Raw genomic sequence first — 15,899 nt, forward strand, 5'->3', positions numbered from 1 at the left:
ACATCATGCAGAACGGTCTTTACGTCGCCCTCTCCGCCCAGGTCGCGCTGGAAAAGCGCCTCAACACCATCGCCGACAACGTCGCCAACGCCTCGACCGTCGGATTCCGCGCCACTGGCGTGAAGTTCGAGGATGTGGTTTCCGGCCTCGGCCCGAAATCCGTCTCCTTCACCTCGCCTGGCGACACCTACCTGTCGACCCAGCACGGCGCCATGCGCGAGACCGGCAATCCGTTCGACTTCGCCGTTCGCGGCGACGCCTGGTTCGGTATCGAGACACCCGCTGGCGTCGTGATGACACGCGACGGCCGCTTCGAGATGACCGCAGAAGGCCAGCTCGTCACCGTCGAGGGCCATCCGGTGCTCGACGCCGGCGGCGCGCCGATGCAGGTCGATCCGCGTGCCGGACCGCCGACCGCCGGCGCCGACGGCTCGCTGCGCCAGGACGGCAAGTTGGTAGGAGCGATTGGCCTCTACGAATTCAACCCCGGCACCAACTTCGTCCGCTACGGCAACTCGGGCGTCATCCCGCCGACGGCGCCCGAACCGGTCGTCGACCGCATGGATGCTGGCATCGTCCAGGGTTTCGTCGAGGAGTCCAACGTCAATCCGATCAAGGAGATGACCAAGCTCATCATGGTGCAGCGCGCCTTCGAGAACACCGCCGCCCTGATGCGCCAGACCGAAGCCTCGTTCTCCGACGCGATCAAGACACTTGGCTCGAAGTAAGTGAGCACCTCGCTGGCCAACATCCGCAACGAGCCCCAGGCGGTCCACGACAATCGGCTCGAAGCGCTCGAGCGGATCCAGCACCGCTTCGCCGACGACCGCCTGCTGGTCCGGCGCGGCGGCCAGGTGACGGAAATCGCACCGACCCATTACAAGGTCGGCGGCCTGTCCTCGAGCGCGCGCCTCGGCGACATCGTCGAGCACCGTGGCCATGGCCGCAACCGCCGCGGCGAGATCGTGCAGATCGGCCGCGACGAGGTGCTGGTCGCACCCTATGAAAGCAGCGGCGAGGTTGGCGTTGGTGACGCCGTCTTCACCCGCGGCCCGATCGCCATCACGCCGCACCCGAGCTGGCGCGGCCGTGCCATCGACGCGCTTGGCCGCCCGATAGACGGCGGCGCGGCGCTGGTCCGCAGCGCAAAGAACGATGCCACCGAATCCATTCCGCCAGCGGCACTTGCCCGCCAACGCGTCGAAACAGGCTTTCAGACCGGTGTGCGCGTCATCGACATCTTCACTCCGCTCTGCTTCGGCCAGCGCATGGGCATCTTCGCCGGTTCCGGCGTCGGCAAGTCGACGCTGCTTGCCATGCTCGCTGGAGCGGATGCCTTCGACACAGTCGTCGTCGCCCTGATCGGCGAACGTGGCCGCGAGGTGCGCGAATTCCTCGAAGACACCATCGGCGCGGCATCCATGGCCAAGACCGTCGCTGTCGTCGCCACGTCGGACGAGAGCGCGATGATGCGCCGCCGTGCGCCTGATACCGCGATGCGTGTCGCCGAGCATTTCCGCGACAAGGGCCACCGCGTCCTGCTCGTGCTCGATTCCATCACCCGCTTCGCCCACGCCCTGCGTGAGGTCGCCATCGGCGCCGGCGAGCCGCCGGTAGCGCGCGGCTATCCCGCTTCGGTCTTCACCGAATTGCCCAAGCTGCTCGAACGCGCCGGCCCCGGCATGGAGGGCACCGGCTCGATCACCGCCATCATCTCGGTGCTCATCGACGGCGACGACCACAACGATCCCGTCGCCGATTCCGTCCGCGGCATTCTCGACGGCCACGTCGTGCTCGACCGTTCCATCGCCGAACAGGGCCGCTATCCGCCGGTCAATCCGCTGGCCTCGATCTCGCGTCTTGCCTCCAAGGCCTGGACGCCGGAACAGCGCCAGCTCGTCAGCAAGCTCAAGGCGCTGATCTCGCGCTTCGAGGACACGCGCGACATCCGCCTGCTCGGCGCCTACCAGCCCGGCGCCGACCCCGATCTCGATCTCGCGGTGAAGCAGGTTCCGGTGATCTACGAAGCGCTCGGCCAATCGCCTGCCGACGGGCCCTCGCTCGATCCGTTCTCCGACCTCGCACGCCATCTGAAATCCAAGGATAGATCCCATGTTCAGGCGGAATGACCCGGCAAGCGAATTCCTGGAGATGATCGGCTCCAAGGACCAGCCGCGCACGCTGATGCAGCGGCTCGGCCTGAAGCGCAAGCCGCTGACCATCACGCCGAAGCACGAAAAGCGCAATCACCGCAGCGACTTCGTAATCGCCGCGCTCGGCATCGCACTTGGGCTCACCTGCGCGCTGTTTCCCTGGTACATCTTCTTCAACCAGGACAAGTTCGGCATCCGGGCGATGAAATTCTCCGGTGGTGGCCAAAATGACCAAGCGCCGCCGCTGGTCATGGGCCAACCGGTCGAACGCGTTGGCGCGCCGATGTCGGTCGAAGACATTCCGCCGATGAAGCTCGATTTGTTCGCCACCGGCTCGCTGCGCCCGGCAAAGGATGAAGCAGGCGTTGCCGGCATTGCCGAGCAGCCCTTCCCCGGACCGAAGATCGATTTCAAGCTCGTCCACATCGCCAACGGGCGCGCCATGGTCGAGGACGACGCCGGCGTCTGGGTCGTCCAGCTCGGATCGGTCCTGCCCGATTCGAGCCGGGTCGCCTCGATCGAACAGCGCGATGGCAAATGGATACTCGTCACCTCGCGCGAAGAGGTCTTCCAGGTCGCGAAGTAGCGGCCTGGGCCCCGCGCAAGGCCCGCGCAAGACTGAGGCCATAGTGTTTGGAAATCTGCTCGGAGATTTCCATGGACCCCGTCAACCTGTTCGATCTGGCCGCCCAGCAGGCACGCTGGCTCTCAGTGCGCCAGAACGCCATCGCCGGTAACGTCGCCAACGCCAACACGCCCGGCTATCGGACAAACGACATCGAGCCTTTCGACAAAGTGCTCGACCGCTCGCGTGTCGCCATGGCCTCGACCCAGACCGGCCATCTCACCGGCGGCGCCACCGAAGCCGGCTACGCCATCAGGCCCGAGGATCCCAAGCACGCGGTCCTGCCTTCCGACAACACGGTCGCGGTCGAAGACGAGCTCATGAAAGCCGGCGAAGTCCGCCGCTCGTTCGAGCTCAACACGGCCATCGTCAAGGCCTTCCACCGCATGATCATGCTGAGCACGAAGGCCTGACCGGGATGGATCCGCTCGTCGCCGCCCTCAAGGTCGCCGGTTCCGGTCTCGGAGCTCAGTCAGAACGCCTGCGCATCGTTTCGGAAAACCTCGCCAACGCCCAGTCGACCGGCAACACGCCGGGCGCTGATCCCTATCGCCGCAAGACCGTCAGCTTCGCCGCCGAGCTCGACCGCGCCACCGGCGCCTCGACGGTCGAGATCGCCTCGATCGGCCACGACCAGACGGCCTTTCCGCTGGAATTCCAGCCTGGCAACGAGGCCGCCGACGCCGCCGGTTTCGTCAAGATGCCCAACGTCAATGTCATCATCGAAATGGCCGACATGACCGAGGCCAACCGCTCCTATGAAGCCAACCTGCAGGTCGTCAAGCAGGCGCGCGAACTCATTTCCATGACCATTGATCTTATGAGGAATCAGTAATGATCGGCTCCATCAGCCCAGTCGGCACCCAGCTACTGTCCAAGCCGACCAGCGTTGCGCCCGAGGCTGGCGCCGCCGCCGCTGGCGGCGGTGTCGCGTCGTCCTTCGCCGCCGCCCTCGCCGACGCAGCGACCGAAGCGCACAACACCTTGCGCCAGGCCGAGCAGCTGTCGCTCTCCGGGCTCCAGGGCAAGGCCGACACGCGTGAGGTCGTCGATGCGGTGATGAGCGCCGAGCAGGCCCTGCAGGCCGCCGTCGCCATCCGCGACAAGATCGTCACGGCCTATCTCGAAGTCAGCCGCATGGGCATCTGAGGAACATCCCGATGAAAGCACTTGCCATCGCCGCCACGGGCATGAATGCCCAACAGACAAATCTCGAGGTGATCGCGAACAACATCGCGAACATCAACACCACCGGCTACAAGCGCGCCCGCGCCGAGTTCTCCGACCTGCTCTACCAGGTCGACCGCACCCAGGGCGTGCCGAACCGGGCCAATTCGGCGATCGTGCCGGAAGGCGTCTCGATCGGTCTCGGCGTCAAGACGGCAGCAGTGCGCAACGTCCACATCCAGGGCGGCCTCACCAGCACCACCAACGAGTTCGATCTGGCGCTGTCCGGCAAGGGCTGGTTCCAGATCGAGGGCGCCGACGGCCAGACGCTCTACACACGCGCCGGTTCGTTCAACAAGAACGGCACCGGCCAGCTGGTCACCGTCGATGGCTTCAACGTCATCCCGGCGATCAACGTGCCCCAGGACGCCGTCGAGGTCATCGTCAACAATTCCGGCCAGGTCTTCGCCCGGCTCGACAACCAGACGGCCCTCCAGCCGCTCGGTCAGCTGACGCTTGCCAACTTCGCCAACGAGGCTGGCCTCGCGCCGCTCGGCGACAATCTCTTCGCCGAGACCGAGGCCTCGGGTGCCGCCAATGTCGGCATCCCCGGCGATCCCGGCTACGCCACGATCAAGCAGGGTTACCTGGAAAACTCCAACGTCGACCCGGTCAAGGAAATCACCGAGCTGATCTCGGCGCAGCGCGCCTACGAGATGAACTCCAAGGTCATCCAGGCGGCCGACGAAATGGCCGCCGTCGTCTCCAAGAACATCCGGTGAAGACTATGCGGCGACGGAACGCCCTCCTCCACATCCGCTCGACAGTCCTTGCGTTCGCCATGCTTGGCGGCGCAGCGCAGGCTGCCGACCAGGAGGTCGTGCTCGTCCCCAACCGCGTCATCTATCCAGGCGAGACGATTGCCTTGTCCTCGCTCAAGGAAGTCACTCTCAAGCCGGGCAAGGTGCGCCCCGATTCTGTCGCCACGCTCGCCGACGAGCTCGACGGCCGCATCGCCAAGCGCACGCTGCTGCCCGGCCGATATGTTCCGATCACCGCGCTGCGCGAGGCCTGGCTGGTCGACCGCGGCGCCTCCGTTCAGGTCGTCTTCGCCTCCGGCCCGCTGATGATCTCGGCTGCCGCCGTGACGCTCGAGCCTGGTGCCGCTGGCGACGTCGTCAAGGTCCGCAACCTCGACAGCGGCAAGGTCTTCACGGGCACGGTCATGGCCGACGGCTCGATCCGCGTGGGTGCTATATGATCCGTAGACTGTTGCTTGCCGCAATCGCCGTATTCGGCCTGCAAACCGCTTATGCAGACGGCCCCGACGGCGTTCCGGCCGGCCAGCTGAAGGCCGGCGGCAAGGCTGCTGCCGGCGGCTATGCCGCAACGGACCTTCGCGGCGGCAATGGCGGCGACGGCGACTTCATCGCCACCTCAGGCGATGGTGGCCGCCAGACGACGCTCAATTCGGGCACCGGCGCCAATCTCGTCAATGTCCGCATCAAGGACGTCGCCTCGCTCCAGGAAGCCCGCGACAACCAGGTCGTTGGCTACGGTCTCGTCATCGGCCTGAACGGCTCGGGCGACAGCCTGCGCAACTCGCCCTTCACCGAGCAGTCGATCCGCGCCATGCTCGAAAATCTCGGTATCGCTTCGGAAGACGGCCGGGCGCGCGTCCGCAATGTCGCCGCCGTCATCGTCACCGCCAACCTGCCGGCCTTCGTCCAGGCCGGTGCGCGCATCGACATCAACGTCTCCTCGCTCGGTGATGCCTCGTCCCTTGCCGGCGGCACGCTTGTCATGACCCCGCTCAAGGCGCCCGACGGCGAGATCTACGCCGTTGCACAAGGCTCGGTGCTGGTCTCCGGCTTCAACGCGCAGGGCAAGGCCGAGCAGGTCACGCAAGGCGTGCCCACCTCGGGCCGTGTGCCCAACGGCGCCATCGTCGAGCGCGAGGTCAAGGCGCGCTTTGCCGACGAGAACGTGCTCACCCTGCAGCTGTTCAATCCCGATTTCTCGACCTCGGTGCGCATCGCCGACGCCATCAACGACTATGCCCGCCATCGTTTCGGCAAGCGTGTCGCCGGCGAGCAGGATTCGCGCGTCGTCGTCATCCGCAAGCCGGAGGGCGTTTCGACCGCGCGCTTCTATGCCGAGCTCGAAAACCTGATGATCATGTCTGATGTACCCGCCCGCGTCGTCGTCGACGAGCGCACGGGCACCATCGTCATCGGCAACGAGGTCAAGATCTCGCGCGTCGCCATCAGCCACGGTACGCTCACCGTGCGCATCACCGAGCAGCCGCGTGTCGTCCAGCCCGAGCCGTTCTCGCGCGGCGAAACCGCGGTCGAGGACGCCACCGTCATCGAGACGGAAACGCCAACCTCGAAGCTCGCTTTGCTCGACGGTCCCGACCTGCAGACGCTGGTCGCCGGCCTCAATCGCCTCGGCGTCAAGCCGGATGGCATCATCGCAATCCTCCAGGGCATCAAGTCGGCAGGCGCGCTGCAAGCCGACCTGGTGGTGCAGTAAGCCATGGCCATGACCAACGCGCTTTCCCACTTCCGCCGCCACGCCCTTGCCGCGGCAGCGCTCGGCATCGTGTTCGCCGCCTCGGCTCATGCCGAGCAGGCCGCGCCGAAGACCCCTGTGGTCCAGGGCACGCCGACGCGGGTCATCGAGCGCGAGGAAGCCCCGGCAGCCCCCGTCGAGGCAGCCGTTCCTCCGGTCGAGCAGAGCGAAGTCGAGCGTTTCTGCTCCAACATCGCCGACGCCGCCCGCGACCGCCGCTATCAGCTGCAGGCCGAAGAGCTGAAGAAGCTGCAGGCCGAGGTCGACAAGCGCATCGCCCTGCTCGAGGAGCGCAAGACCGAATACGAGACATGGCTGAAGCGTCGCGAGGTCTTCCTGGCCCGCGCCGAGGAAGGGGTGGTCCAGATCTATTCGCGCATGAAGCCCGATGCCGCCGCCGAGCGCCTGGCGGTGATGAACGTCGATCTTGCCGCCGCCATCATGATGAAGCTCGACGCGCGCAAGGCCAGCGTCATCCTGAACGAAATGGAAAGCAAGGTCGCGGCGGAACTGACCCGCATCATCGCGAGCGCCGCACGCCGGGAAGACCCCACATGATCAGAAAAGCCCTCCTCGCCGCAGCAATGGCCAGCCTCGCCGGCTGCGGCTCCAACCTCAAGGAAATCGGCAAGGAGCCGACAATGTCGGCCGTCGGTTCCGGTATCGAGGACGGCAGCTCGTCGATGTACCGCTATCCTGAATCGCCTGCGGCACCGCCCAAGCGCTTTTCGCTGTGGCAGGACAAGCAGAGCCGCATGTTCACCGACCCGCGCGCGCTGCAGCCGGGCGACATCCTGACCGTCAAGATCGAGATCGACGACAGGGCCCGCTTCCAGAACGAGTCCGAGCGCAACCGGGTCACCAACCGGACCATCGCCGCCGGCCTCAACGTCGAGTGGGATGGCGCCAAGACCGGCGGCAAGGGCGACGGCAGCGCCGGCTCCAAGTCGATCTATTCCGGCGACGGCGCCACCACCCGTTCCGAAAAGCTCAACCTGCTGCTCGCCGCCGTCGTCACCGACGTGCTGCCCAACGGCAACATGATGATCCGCGGCTCGCAGGAAGTGCGCGTCAACGCCGAACTGCGCGTGCTGACCATCGCCGGCATCGTGCGTCCGTCCGACATCGGTCCGGAAAACACCATTCCTTACGAGCGCATCGCCGAAGCCCGCATCTCTTATGGCGGTCGCGGCCGCATCACCGAGGTCCAGCAGCCGCCCTACGGCCAGCAGTTCCTCGACCAGGTCCTCCCCTTCTAGGCCCGGGACATGTCAGACATAGATCAGTTCCTCCCCCAGAAGCCCGGCCCCTCGCTGGTCGTCCAGCTTGGCATCCTGGCGGTGCTGACCGTCGGAGCCATCGGCATGGGCTGGCTGTCGGGCGGTTACCTCAAGGCCGAAAGCACGCCTGTCGAGCAGGCCGAGGCAGAGGCACCCAAGGCGCACGCTCCTGCCAAGGACGCGGCGGCCGAGCAAGGTCCGGCCAGCGAAGCCGCTGGCACGCTGGTCCAGCTGCCCGCCATCACAGCCAATCTCGCCGCGCCCGACACCATGTGGATCCGCCTCGAGGTGTCTTTGGTGCTCGACGCGCCGCAATCCGCAGACCTCGCCGAGCGCGTCCACCAGGACCTGCTCGCCTACGTGCGCACGCTTAGGATCCACCAGGTCCAGGGCGCCAGCGCTTTCCGCCACCTCAAGACCGACCTCGACGAACGCGCCGCCATCCGCAGCGACGGCCACGTCAAGGAAGTGCTGATCAGAACGTTGCTCTTCGAATGAAAAAGTTCCTGGCCACTGCAGCCATCCTCGCTGGCGCCATCGCGCCGGCGAGCGCCCAGCAGCTCGACCTGAGCCAGCTCGGCAATACCGATGGCGCCACCATCGGTTACATCATCCAGATGTTCGGCCTGCTCACCGTGCTGTCGGTAGCACCGGGCCTGCTCATCATGGTGACGAGCTTCACCCGCTTCGTCATCGCCTTTTCGATCCTGCGCACCGGCATCGGCCTGCAGTCGACGCCGGCCAACCTGATCCTGATCTCGCTGTCTTTGTTCATGACCTTCTACGTCATGGCGCCGACCTTCGATCAGGCGTGGCAGAACGGCGTCAAGCCGCTGATGGACAACCAGATCACCCAGGTACAAGCGATCGACCGCATTTCGGATCCGTTCCGCACCTTCATGATGCGCAACGTCCGCGACAAGGACTTCAACCTGTTCGCCGACCTCGCCCGCGAGCGCGGCCAGACGGTGTCGGAAGACAAGGTCGACCTGCGCATCCTGGTTCCGGCCTTCATGATCTCCGAAATCCGCCGCGGCTTCGAGATCGGCTTCCTGATCGTGCTGCCCTTCCTCGTCATCGACCTGATCGTTGCCACCATCACCATGGCGATGGGCATGATGATGCTGCCGCCGACGGTTGTGTCCTTGCCGTTCAAGATATTGTTCTTCGTCCTCATCGACGGCTGGAACCTGCTCGTCGGATCCCTCGTGCGATCTTTTACCTAGATCACCGCGCGTCAGCTTGCGGGCGCGCCATAACAGCTATCCAGTCCATTGGCCGCAGCCCGCCTCGCGCGTGCTGCGGCCAATGCGTTTTGGTACTCACACAAATCCCGGGAAAAGCAGCAGGTTAATGCTGGTTAACCATACCGCTTAGACCTTTGGTAGCTTCTATCGTGGAGATTGCCCGGCATGGCGGGTGATCCTCACGGAGAGATCATGGGCATGATGCCGCTCCGCCATACCGGTCGGTCCGGTATGTCCCTGTACCATCGCATATCTTAGGGGCGTAATTCCCATGTCCAGCATCAACACCAACGCGTCAGCAATGACGGCGCTGCAGACCCTCGCAGCCACCAACAAGTCGCTCAACGTCACCCAGGGCCGTATCGCCACGGGTCTCCGCGTCGCCGAAGCTTCCGACAACGCCGCCTACTGGTCGATCGCCACCACGATGCGTTCGGACAACAAGGCCCTCTCGACGGTCCAGGACTCGCTCGGCCTCGGCGCTTCGAAGGTCGACACCGCCTACACCGGCATGAACAAGGCCATCGACACGCTCAACGACATCAAGGTCAAGCTTGTCGCTGCCAACGGCGCTTCGGCTGCCGACAAGGAAAAGATCGACACCGAAATCAAGGCGCTCCAGGGCCAGCTCAAGGCCTATGCCGACGGCGCGACCTTCTCGGGTTCGAACATGCTGTCGGTCAACACAACGACCGGTCACGCCGTCGCCGGCACCGCCGACGACGTCAAGATCGTTTCGGCCTTCAACCGCGACGCCGCCGGCACCGCCTCGATCTCGACCATCGACGTCAAGGTCCAGGACATCAAGCTGTATGACGGCTCGGCTGCCACCACCGGCCTGACCAACGGCATCCTCGATGCGTTCCGTCTCGGCACCGGTGCCCGCACCGCGACCGCCTCGGCTCCGACGGCCGGCGCTGCCGCTGTCGGCACCGACACCTACACCGTGGCCTCGCTTTCGGTTAAGGGCTTCAGCGACACCCAGATCGGCGCCATGCTCGGCGTTGTCGAAGGCGCGCTGAAGGAAATGACGACCGCCGCAACCAACCTCGGCGCCGCCAAGAGCCGCATCGAGCTGCAGAAGTCGTTCACCTCGAGCCTGATGGACTCCATCGATCGCGGTGTCGGTCAGCTCGTCGACGCCGACATGAACAAGGAATCGACCCGCCTGCAGGCCCTTCAGGTCCAGCAGCAGCTCGGCATCCAGGCGCTGTCGATTGCGAACGGCAACTCGCAGTCGATCATGTCGCTGTTCCGCGGCTGATCGAACCGTCTCAGGCATCTTGTATCAGGACGGGCCGCACCTCAGGTGCGGCCCGTTTTGCGTTTGCCGGGCGCATTCAAAATAATTCCCAAGATTATCTGCGATGTTTCTAACACTTAGCGATTTGGTAGGGAGTATCGTGGAGATTACCCGGCATGGCGGGTGATCCCACGGGATCATGGGCATGATGCCGCTCCGCCATACCGGTCGATCCGGTATGTCCCTGTACCTTTGCATTTCTTAGGGGCGTAATTCCCATGTCCAGCATCAATACCAACGCGTCAGCAATGACGGCGCTGCAGACGCTTGCAGCCACCAACAAGTCGCTCAACGTCACCCAGGGCCGTATCGCCACGGGTCTCCGCGTTGCAGAAGCTTCCGACAACGCCGCTTACTGGTCGATCGCCACCACCATGCGTTCGGACAACAAGGCGCTTTCCACCGTTCAGGATTCGCTCGGTCTCGGCGCATCCAAGGTCGACACGGCCTATACCGGCATGAACAAGGCCATCGACACCCTCAACGACATCAAGGTCAAGCTGGTCGCCGCCAACGGCGCTTCGGCTGCCGACAAAGCCAAGATCCAGACCGAAATCAAGGCGCTGCAGAGCCAGCTCAAGGCCTATGCCGACGGCGCGACCTTCTCGGGTGCCAACTACCTCTCGGTTTCTTCCGACAAGGACGCCGCCGGCGCCGCGGCAGCCGCTGGCACGGGTGTCCAGGCTGATGCCAAGATCGTCTCGGCCTTCAACCGCGACGCCTCCGGCACGGCCTCGATCTCGACCATCGACGTCAAGGTCGAAGGCCTGAAGCTCTATGATTCGGGCGCAGGCACGCCGGCCAACGTCAAGAACGCCGGTATCCTCGACCGTCAGACCGCAATCTGGAGCTCGGCGGCTGCGCAGTCGGCCTACGACAGCGCCTATGCTGCCTCGGTGGCAGGTGGCGGCGCCGACACGGCGGCAGCGACGGCAGCCGCCACAGCCGCTGCCGCGGCAGACGGCACTGCCACGTCCATCGCTGGCGTTTCCGTTGCCAACCTCGACATCACCGCTTCGGGCGTCACCGACGCCTTCATCGGCTCGATGCTGAGCAAGGTCGAAGGCGCGCTCAAGTCGATGACAACTGCTGCAACCAACCTCGGCGCTGCCAAAAGCCGTATCGAGCTGCAGAAGGCCTTCACGTCGAGCCTGATGGACTCCATCGATCGCGGCGTCGGCCAGCTCGTCGATGCCGACATGAACAAGGAATCGACCCGCCTGCAGGCCCTCCAGGTCCAGCAGCAGCTCGGTATCCAGGCGCTGTCGATTGCCAACGGCAATTCGCAGTCGATCATGTCGCTGTTCCGCGGCTAATCGAACCGTCTCAGGCACTTCGCAATAGATCAGGGCCGCACCTAAAGGTGCGGCCCTTTTTCATTTCAGAACCCACTTATATTTAAACAAAAGAATATTCGAATACTGACAAAGAATACTCAAGATCACCTCGCAGCTTTGCTGACAATTATACTTTTAGAAATTTTTGTATGAGAAGCGTAGCGGCCATGGCGGGTGATCGACAGCGATCATGGGCATGATGCCGCTCCGCCATACCGGTCGATCCGGTATGTCCCTGTACTATCGCATTCCCTAGGGGCGTAATTCCCATGTCCAGCATCAATACCAACGCATCGGCAATGACGGCACTGCAGACCCTGTCTGCAACCAACAAGGCTCTCAACACCACCCAGGGCCGCATCGCGACCGGCTTCCGCGTCGCTGAAGCTTCCGACAACGCCGCTTACTGGTCGATCGCAACCACCATGCGCTCCGACAACAAGGCACTGTCCACCGTGCAGGATTCGCTCGGCCTCGGCGCTTCGAAGGTCGACACCGCCTACACCGGCATGAACAAGGCCATCGACACGCTCAACAACATCAAGGTTAAGCTGGTCGCTGCCAATGGTGCTTCGGCCGCCGACAAGGCCAAGATCCAGACCGAGATCAAGGCGCTGCAGAGCCAGCTCAAGGCTTATGCCGACGGCGCGACCTTCTCCGGTTCGAACATGCTGTCGGTCAAGTCCGACAAGGACGCTGCCGGTGCTAACGCCGCCGCCAACACCGGCGTGCAGCAGGACACCAAGATCGTCTCGGCCTTCAACCGCGACGCATCCGGCACCGCCTCGATCTCGACCATCGACGTCAAGGTCGAGGGCATCAAGCTGTTCGACAGCGGCACGACCGCCAACCTGAAGAACGCCGGCATTCTCGACCGTTCGACGGCGATCTACAGCTCGGCCACCGCACAGGGCGCCTATGAGGCCAAGCTTGCCGAGCGCGTCGCCGCCGGCGATCACGACGTCGACGCCAAGACTGCCGCGGCGACGGCCGCAACGGCAGCAGACGCGACGGCAACGGTTGTCGTGACCAAGTCCGTCCACGACCTCGACATCACCGCTGCCGGCGTCACCGACGGCGTCATCGGTGCAATGCTGAGCAAGGTCGAAGGCGCGCTCAAGTCGATGACGACGGCCGCCACCAACCTCGGCGCCGCCAAGAGCCGCATCGAGCTGCAGAAGTCGTTCACCTCGAGCCTGATGGACTCCATCGATCGCGGTGTCGGCCAGCTCGTCGATGCCGACATGAACAAGGAATCGACCCGCCTGCAGGCCCTCCAGGTCCAGCAGCAGCTCGGTATCCAGGCGCTGTCGATCGCCAACGGCAACTCGCAGTCGATCATGTCGCTGTTCCGCGGCTGATCGAACCGTCTCAGGCACATCACAGGAAAATGGGCCGCACTTTGGTGCGGCCCATTTTTATTTCGGATCTTCTTCCGCTCGACATTTCACCAGGCAGCCCAGCCAGCCGATTATTCTACAAATCGGCGTTGGTTAACCGGCTATTTCCACGAAAGTTAGAGGTTTAGAAATGTCTATATGAGAATGATGCGTCATGGCGGGTGATCGACAGAGGTCATGGGCATGATGCCGCTCCGCCATACCGGTCGATCCGGTATGTCCCTGTTTTTTGTTGTTTTTTCGGGGCGTATTTCCCATGTCCAGCATCAATACCAATGCGTCGGCAATGACCGCGCTGCAGACCCTGTCTGCCACCAACAAAGCTCTCAACACCACCCAGGGCCGTATCGCAACGGGTCTCCGCGTCGCGGAAGCTTCCGACAACGCCGCCTACTGGTCGATCGCCACCACCATGCGTTCGGACAACAAGGCGCTGTCGACGGTTCAGGACTCGCTCGGCCTCGGCGCTTCGAAGGTCGACACTGCCTACACCGGCATGAACAAGGCCATCGACACCCTCAACGACATCAAGGTCAAGCTGGTCGCCGCCAATGGTGCGTCGAACGCCGACAAGGCCAAGATCCAGACCGAAGTGAAGGCCCTGCAGGACCAGCTCAAGTCCTATGCTGACGGCGCCACCTTCTCCGGCACCAACATGTTGTCGGTGAACAGCGGCGCTGCCGCGGCTCCGGACGTCAAGATCGTCTCGGCCTTCAACCGGGACGCTTCGGGCACCGCTTCGATCTCGACCATCGACGTCAAGGTCGAGAGCATCAAGCTCTACGAAGCCGGCGCCGGCGTTGCCACGACCGGCAAGGGCATCCTTGACTCCGAGCGCACTTCCGCTGGCGTCGAAGGCGCGGCTAACGCCGTTACCCTCGGCACCTACGACGCCGCCGACACCTTCCAGGTCGCCACGATGAAGCTGACCGACGGCACGCTGTTCGCCAACGACCAGCAGCTCAGCCAGATGCTCGGCGTCGTCGAAAGCGCGCTCAAGGACATGAACACGGCTGCCACCGACCTCGGTGCTGCCAAGAGCCGCATCGAACTGCAGAAGACCTTCACCTCGAGCCTGATGGACTCCATCGATCGCGGCGTTGGCCAGCTCGTCGATGCCGACATGAACAAGGAATCGACCCGCCTGCAGGCCCTCCAGGTCCAGCAGCAGCTCGGTATCCAGGCACTGTCGATCGCCAACGGCAACTCGCAGTCGATCATGTCGCTCTTCCGCGGCTGATCGAACCGTCTCAGGCATATCTTGGAGAACGGGTCGCACTTCGGTGCGGCCCGTTTTCGTTTGGCACGGGGCTATCTCAGTCGTCTCGCCTAAACGCAAAAAATTTATATATTTCAAATCTCTAACAAACACATTCGGCGCAAATCTTAGCAGTTCGGTAAGGTTAAGATGCGATTGTTCTCGTCATGGCGGGTGACCCCTTCTTGGCGATCATAGGCATGATGCCACGCCGCCATACCGGTCGATCCGGTATGTCCCAGTATTGCTTTTTCCGAGGGGCGTAATTCCCATGTCCAGCATCAACACCAACGCGTCGGCAATGACGGCGCTGCAGACGCTTAGCGCCACCAACAAGTCGCTGAGCGTCACCCAGGGTCGCATCGCCACCGGTCTCCGCGTCGCCGAAGCTTCCGACAACGCCGCCTACTGGTCGATCGCAACCACCATGCGTTCGGACAACAAGGCTCTCTCGACGGTTCAGGATTCGCTCGGCCTCGGCGCTTCGAAGGTCGACACCGCCTATACGGGCATGAACAAGGCCATCGACACACTCAACGACATCAAGGTCAAGCTTGTCGCTGCCAACGGCGCTTCGGCTGCCGACAAGGAAAAGATCGACACCGAGATCAAGGCACTGCAGGGCCAGCTCAAGGCCTATGCTGACGGCGCGACCTTCTCCGGCACCAACATGCTCTCGGTCAAGAGCGGCGCTGCGGCAACCGCTGCCGACGACGTCAAGATCGTTTCCGCCTTCAACCGCGACGCGGCAGGCGCTGCCTCGATCTCGACCATCGACGTCAAGGTCGATGACATCAAGCTTTTCGAAACCGGTGGTGCTGCCGCTATCAAGACGGGCATCCTGGACGGCCAGCGCCTCGGCACGACAGGTGTCCGTGCAGCAGTGTCCGCCCCTACCCCAGGCACCGATGCCGCCACCGACACCTACTCCGTCATGACCGTCTCGGTTAAGGGCTATTCCGACGCCCAGCTGACCAAGCAGCTTGGCGTTGTCGAAGCCGCGCTGAAGGAAATGACGACGGCTGCCACCAATCTCGGCGCCGCCAAGAGCCGCATCGAGCTGCAGAAGGCCTTCACGACGAGCCTGATGGACTCCATCGATCGCGGCGTCGGTCAGCTCGTCGATGCCGACATGAACAAGGAATCGACCCGCTTGCAGGCCCTCCAGGTCCAGCAGCAGCTCGGCATCCAGGCGCTCTCGATCGCCAACGGCAACTCGCAGTCGATCATGTCACTGTTCAAGGGCTGACGCTTCGGCACCAAGACAGCTGCAGTCATGAAATCGGGCCGTACCCAATGGGGTGCGGCCCGATTTCACTTTCCCATGCCGCCGCCTTTTCCCCTGGCTGGCGGCGCGGGTTAGCCTCGCGCAAGTTACGGCGAGCATAGATTCCGCCACGTAACGGTAAATGCGAAGGCCTGTCACTGCGCGGTCCTTAATCTGCCGTTAACCATAAGTTCGTAGTTATGGTTAACCAATTGCTATGACGGTTCGGCTGCCGCAGGCAGAACGTACGGCATCCGCAACCGGTTCGCAGCGGCAGAACGCGCGGCT

18 protein-coding genes are annotated in these 15,899 nt (G+C 63.7%); all 18 read left to right on the plus strand.

What is annotated here, in order from left to right; translation table 11 throughout:
- The first annotated feature begins 5 nt into the window (after window positions 1-5).
- Complete coding sequence (gene flgF / locus ACSQ3E_RS04440) at window positions 6-728, plus strand: flagellar basal-body rod protein FlgF (protein WP_436121760.1); 723 nt, start codon at window positions 6-8, stop codon at window positions 726-728.
- The gene (fliI, locus tag ACSQ3E_RS04445; RefSeq protein ID WP_436121761.1) at window positions 729-2,129 is read left to right on the plus strand and encodes a flagellar protein export ATPase FliI; all 1,401 of its coding nucleotides are present in this window, start codon (window positions 729-731) and stop codon (window positions 2,127-2,129) included.
- The gene (locus ACSQ3E_RS04450) at window positions 2,113-2,739 is read left to right on the plus strand and encodes a hypothetical protein (protein WP_436121762.1); all 627 of its coding nucleotides are present in this window, start codon (window positions 2,113-2,115) and stop codon (window positions 2,737-2,739) included. Before fliI ends, ACSQ3E_RS04450 begins: the two co-directional genes overlap by 17 nt.
- Before the next feature lie 71 nt (window positions 2,740-2,810).
- Window positions 2,811-3,191, plus strand: a complete 381-nt coding sequence (gene flgB, locus ACSQ3E_RS04455) for a flagellar basal body rod protein FlgB (RefSeq protein WP_310322181.1) — start codon at window positions 2,811-2,813, stop codon at window positions 3,189-3,191.
- Window positions 3,192-3,196: 5 nt separating this feature from the next.
- Window positions 3,197-3,613: a flagellar basal body rod protein FlgC gene (gene flgC / locus ACSQ3E_RS04460; protein ID WP_067958576.1), complete on the plus strand. Its 417-nt coding sequence runs from the start codon at window positions 3,197-3,199 to the stop codon at window positions 3,611-3,613.
- The gene (locus ACSQ3E_RS04465; protein ID WP_436121763.1) at window positions 3,613-3,927 is read left to right on the plus strand and encodes a flagellar hook-basal body complex protein FliE; all 315 of its coding nucleotides are present in this window, start codon (window positions 3,613-3,615) and stop codon (window positions 3,925-3,927) included. Before flgC ends, ACSQ3E_RS04465 begins: the two co-directional genes overlap by 1 nt.
- 11 nt (window positions 3,928-3,938) lie before the next feature.
- Window positions 3,939-4,727, plus strand: coding sequence for a flagellar basal-body rod protein FlgG (gene flgG, locus ACSQ3E_RS04470; RefSeq protein WP_310322188.1), 789 nt, complete (start codon window positions 3,939-3,941; stop codon window positions 4,725-4,727).
- A gap of 5 nt (window positions 4,728-4,732) precedes the next feature.
- A complete protein-coding gene (gene flgA, locus ACSQ3E_RS04475; protein ID WP_436121764.1) occupies window positions 4,733-5,206 on the plus strand; it encodes a flagellar basal body P-ring formation chaperone FlgA in 474 nt (157 codons plus the stop codon).
- Window positions 5,203-6,480 carry a flagellar basal body P-ring protein FlgI gene (locus ACSQ3E_RS04480; protein WP_310322191.1) on the plus strand — a complete coding sequence of 426 codons (1,278 nt, stop codon included), beginning with the start codon at window positions 5,203-5,205 and terminating at the stop codon, window positions 6,478-6,480. The genes flgA and ACSQ3E_RS04480 overlap by 4 nt, the downstream gene beginning before the upstream one ends.
- A gap of 3 nt (window positions 6,481-6,483) precedes the next feature.
- Window positions 6,484-7,077, plus strand: a complete 594-nt coding sequence (locus tag ACSQ3E_RS04485) for a MotE family protein (RefSeq protein WP_310322192.1) — start codon at window positions 6,484-6,486, stop codon at window positions 7,075-7,077.
- On the plus strand, window positions 7,074-7,778 hold the full coding sequence (flgH, locus tag ACSQ3E_RS04490; RefSeq protein ID WP_067958564.1) for a flagellar basal body L-ring protein FlgH: 705 nt from the start codon (window positions 7,074-7,076) through the stop codon (window positions 7,776-7,778). The genes ACSQ3E_RS04485 and flgH overlap by 4 nt, the downstream gene beginning before the upstream one ends.
- A gap of 9 nt (window positions 7,779-7,787) precedes the next feature.
- Window positions 7,788-8,297 carry a flagellar basal body-associated FliL family protein gene (locus ACSQ3E_RS04495; RefSeq protein ID WP_436121765.1) on the plus strand — a complete coding sequence of 170 codons (510 nt, stop codon included), beginning with the start codon at window positions 7,788-7,790 and terminating at the stop codon, window positions 8,295-8,297.
- Window positions 8,294-9,025, plus strand: coding sequence for a flagellar type III secretion system pore protein FliP (gene fliP, locus ACSQ3E_RS04500; RefSeq protein ID WP_436121766.1), 732 nt, complete (start codon window positions 8,294-8,296; stop codon window positions 9,023-9,025). Before ACSQ3E_RS04495 ends, fliP begins: the two co-directional genes overlap by 4 nt.
- A gap of 292 nt (window positions 9,026-9,317) precedes the next feature.
- Entirely contained in the window at window positions 9,318-10,310 is a 993-nt protein-coding gene (locus tag ACSQ3E_RS04505; protein ID WP_310322201.1) for a flagellin, read from the plus strand.
- A gap of 257 nt (window positions 10,311-10,567) precedes the next feature.
- Window positions 10,568-11,665 (plus strand): flagellin, encoded by a 1,098-nt coding sequence (locus tag ACSQ3E_RS04510; protein ID WP_436121767.1) that lies wholly within the window; start codon window positions 10,568-10,570, stop codon window positions 11,663-11,665.
- Between the two features lie 290 nt (window positions 11,666-11,955).
- A complete protein-coding gene (locus tag ACSQ3E_RS04515) occupies window positions 11,956-13,047 on the plus strand; it encodes a flagellin (protein WP_436121768.1) in 1,092 nt (363 codons plus the stop codon).
- A 295-nt stretch (window positions 13,048-13,342) separates the two neighbouring features.
- Window positions 13,343-14,326, plus strand: a complete 984-nt coding sequence (locus ACSQ3E_RS04520) for a flagellin (protein WP_310322210.1) — start codon at window positions 13,343-13,345, stop codon at window positions 14,324-14,326.
- Between the two features lie 289 nt (window positions 14,327-14,615).
- Window positions 14,616-15,593, plus strand: coding sequence for a flagellin (locus ACSQ3E_RS04525; RefSeq protein ID WP_436121769.1), 978 nt, complete (start codon window positions 14,616-14,618; stop codon window positions 15,591-15,593).
- Window positions 15,594-15,899 lie beyond the last annotated feature (306 nt).

This window comes from Aminobacter sp. LjRoot7 (assembly GCF_964252895.1).
GTDB classification, from domain to species: Bacteria; Pseudomonadota; Alphaproteobacteria; order Rhizobiales; family Rhizobiaceae; genus Aminobacter; species Aminobacter aminovorans_B.

What these genes read in the sequence shown, in the direction of transcription:
- flgF (WP_436121760.1), top strand. Translation starts at nt 6, where the DNA reads ATGCAGAACGGTCTTTACGTCGCCCTCTCCGCCCAGGTCGCGCTGGAA.
- ACSQ3E_RS04450 (WP_436121762.1), top strand. Translation starts at nt 2,113, where the DNA reads ATGTTCAGGCGGAATGACCCGGCAAGCGAATTCCTGGAGATGATCGGC.
- flgB (WP_310322181.1), top strand. Translation starts at nt 2,811, where the DNA reads ATGGACCCCGTCAACCTGTTCGATCTGGCCGCCCAGCAGGCACGCTGG.
- flgC (WP_067958576.1), top strand. Translation starts at nt 3,197, where the DNA reads ATGGATCCGCTCGTCGCCGCCCTCAAGGTCGCCGGTTCCGGTCTCGGA.
- ACSQ3E_RS04465 (WP_436121763.1), top strand. Translation starts at nt 3,613, where the DNA reads ATGATCGGCTCCATCAGCCCAGTCGGCACCCAGCTACTGTCCAAGCCG.
- flgG (WP_310322188.1), top strand. Translation starts at nt 3,939, where the DNA reads ATGAAAGCACTTGCCATCGCCGCCACGGGCATGAATGCCCAACAGACA.
- flgA (WP_436121764.1), top strand. Translation starts at nt 4,733, where the DNA reads ATGCGGCGACGGAACGCCCTCCTCCACATCCGCTCGACAGTCCTTGCG.
- ACSQ3E_RS04480 (WP_310322191.1), top strand. Translation starts at nt 5,203, where the DNA reads ATGATCCGTAGACTGTTGCTTGCCGCAATCGCCGTATTCGGCCTGCAA.
- ACSQ3E_RS04485 (WP_310322192.1), top strand. Translation starts at nt 6,484, where the DNA reads ATGGCCATGACCAACGCGCTTTCCCACTTCCGCCGCCACGCCCTTGCC.
- flgH (WP_067958564.1), top strand. Translation starts at nt 7,074, where the DNA reads ATGATCAGAAAAGCCCTCCTCGCCGCAGCAATGGCCAGCCTCGCCGGC.
- ACSQ3E_RS04495 (WP_436121765.1), top strand. Translation starts at nt 7,788, where the DNA reads ATGTCAGACATAGATCAGTTCCTCCCCCAGAAGCCCGGCCCCTCGCTG.
- fliP (WP_436121766.1), top strand. Translation starts at nt 8,294, where the DNA reads ATGAAAAAGTTCCTGGCCACTGCAGCCATCCTCGCTGGCGCCATCGCG.
- ACSQ3E_RS04505 (WP_310322201.1), top strand. Translation starts at nt 9,318, where the DNA reads ATGTCCAGCATCAACACCAACGCGTCAGCAATGACGGCGCTGCAGACC.
- ACSQ3E_RS04510 (WP_436121767.1), top strand. Translation starts at nt 10,568, where the DNA reads ATGTCCAGCATCAATACCAACGCGTCAGCAATGACGGCGCTGCAGACG.
- ACSQ3E_RS04515 (WP_436121768.1), top strand. Translation starts at nt 11,956, where the DNA reads ATGTCCAGCATCAATACCAACGCATCGGCAATGACGGCACTGCAGACC.
- ACSQ3E_RS04520 (WP_310322210.1), top strand. Translation starts at nt 13,343, where the DNA reads ATGTCCAGCATCAATACCAATGCGTCGGCAATGACCGCGCTGCAGACC.
- ACSQ3E_RS04525 (WP_436121769.1), top strand. Translation starts at nt 14,616, where the DNA reads ATGTCCAGCATCAACACCAACGCGTCGGCAATGACGGCGCTGCAGACG.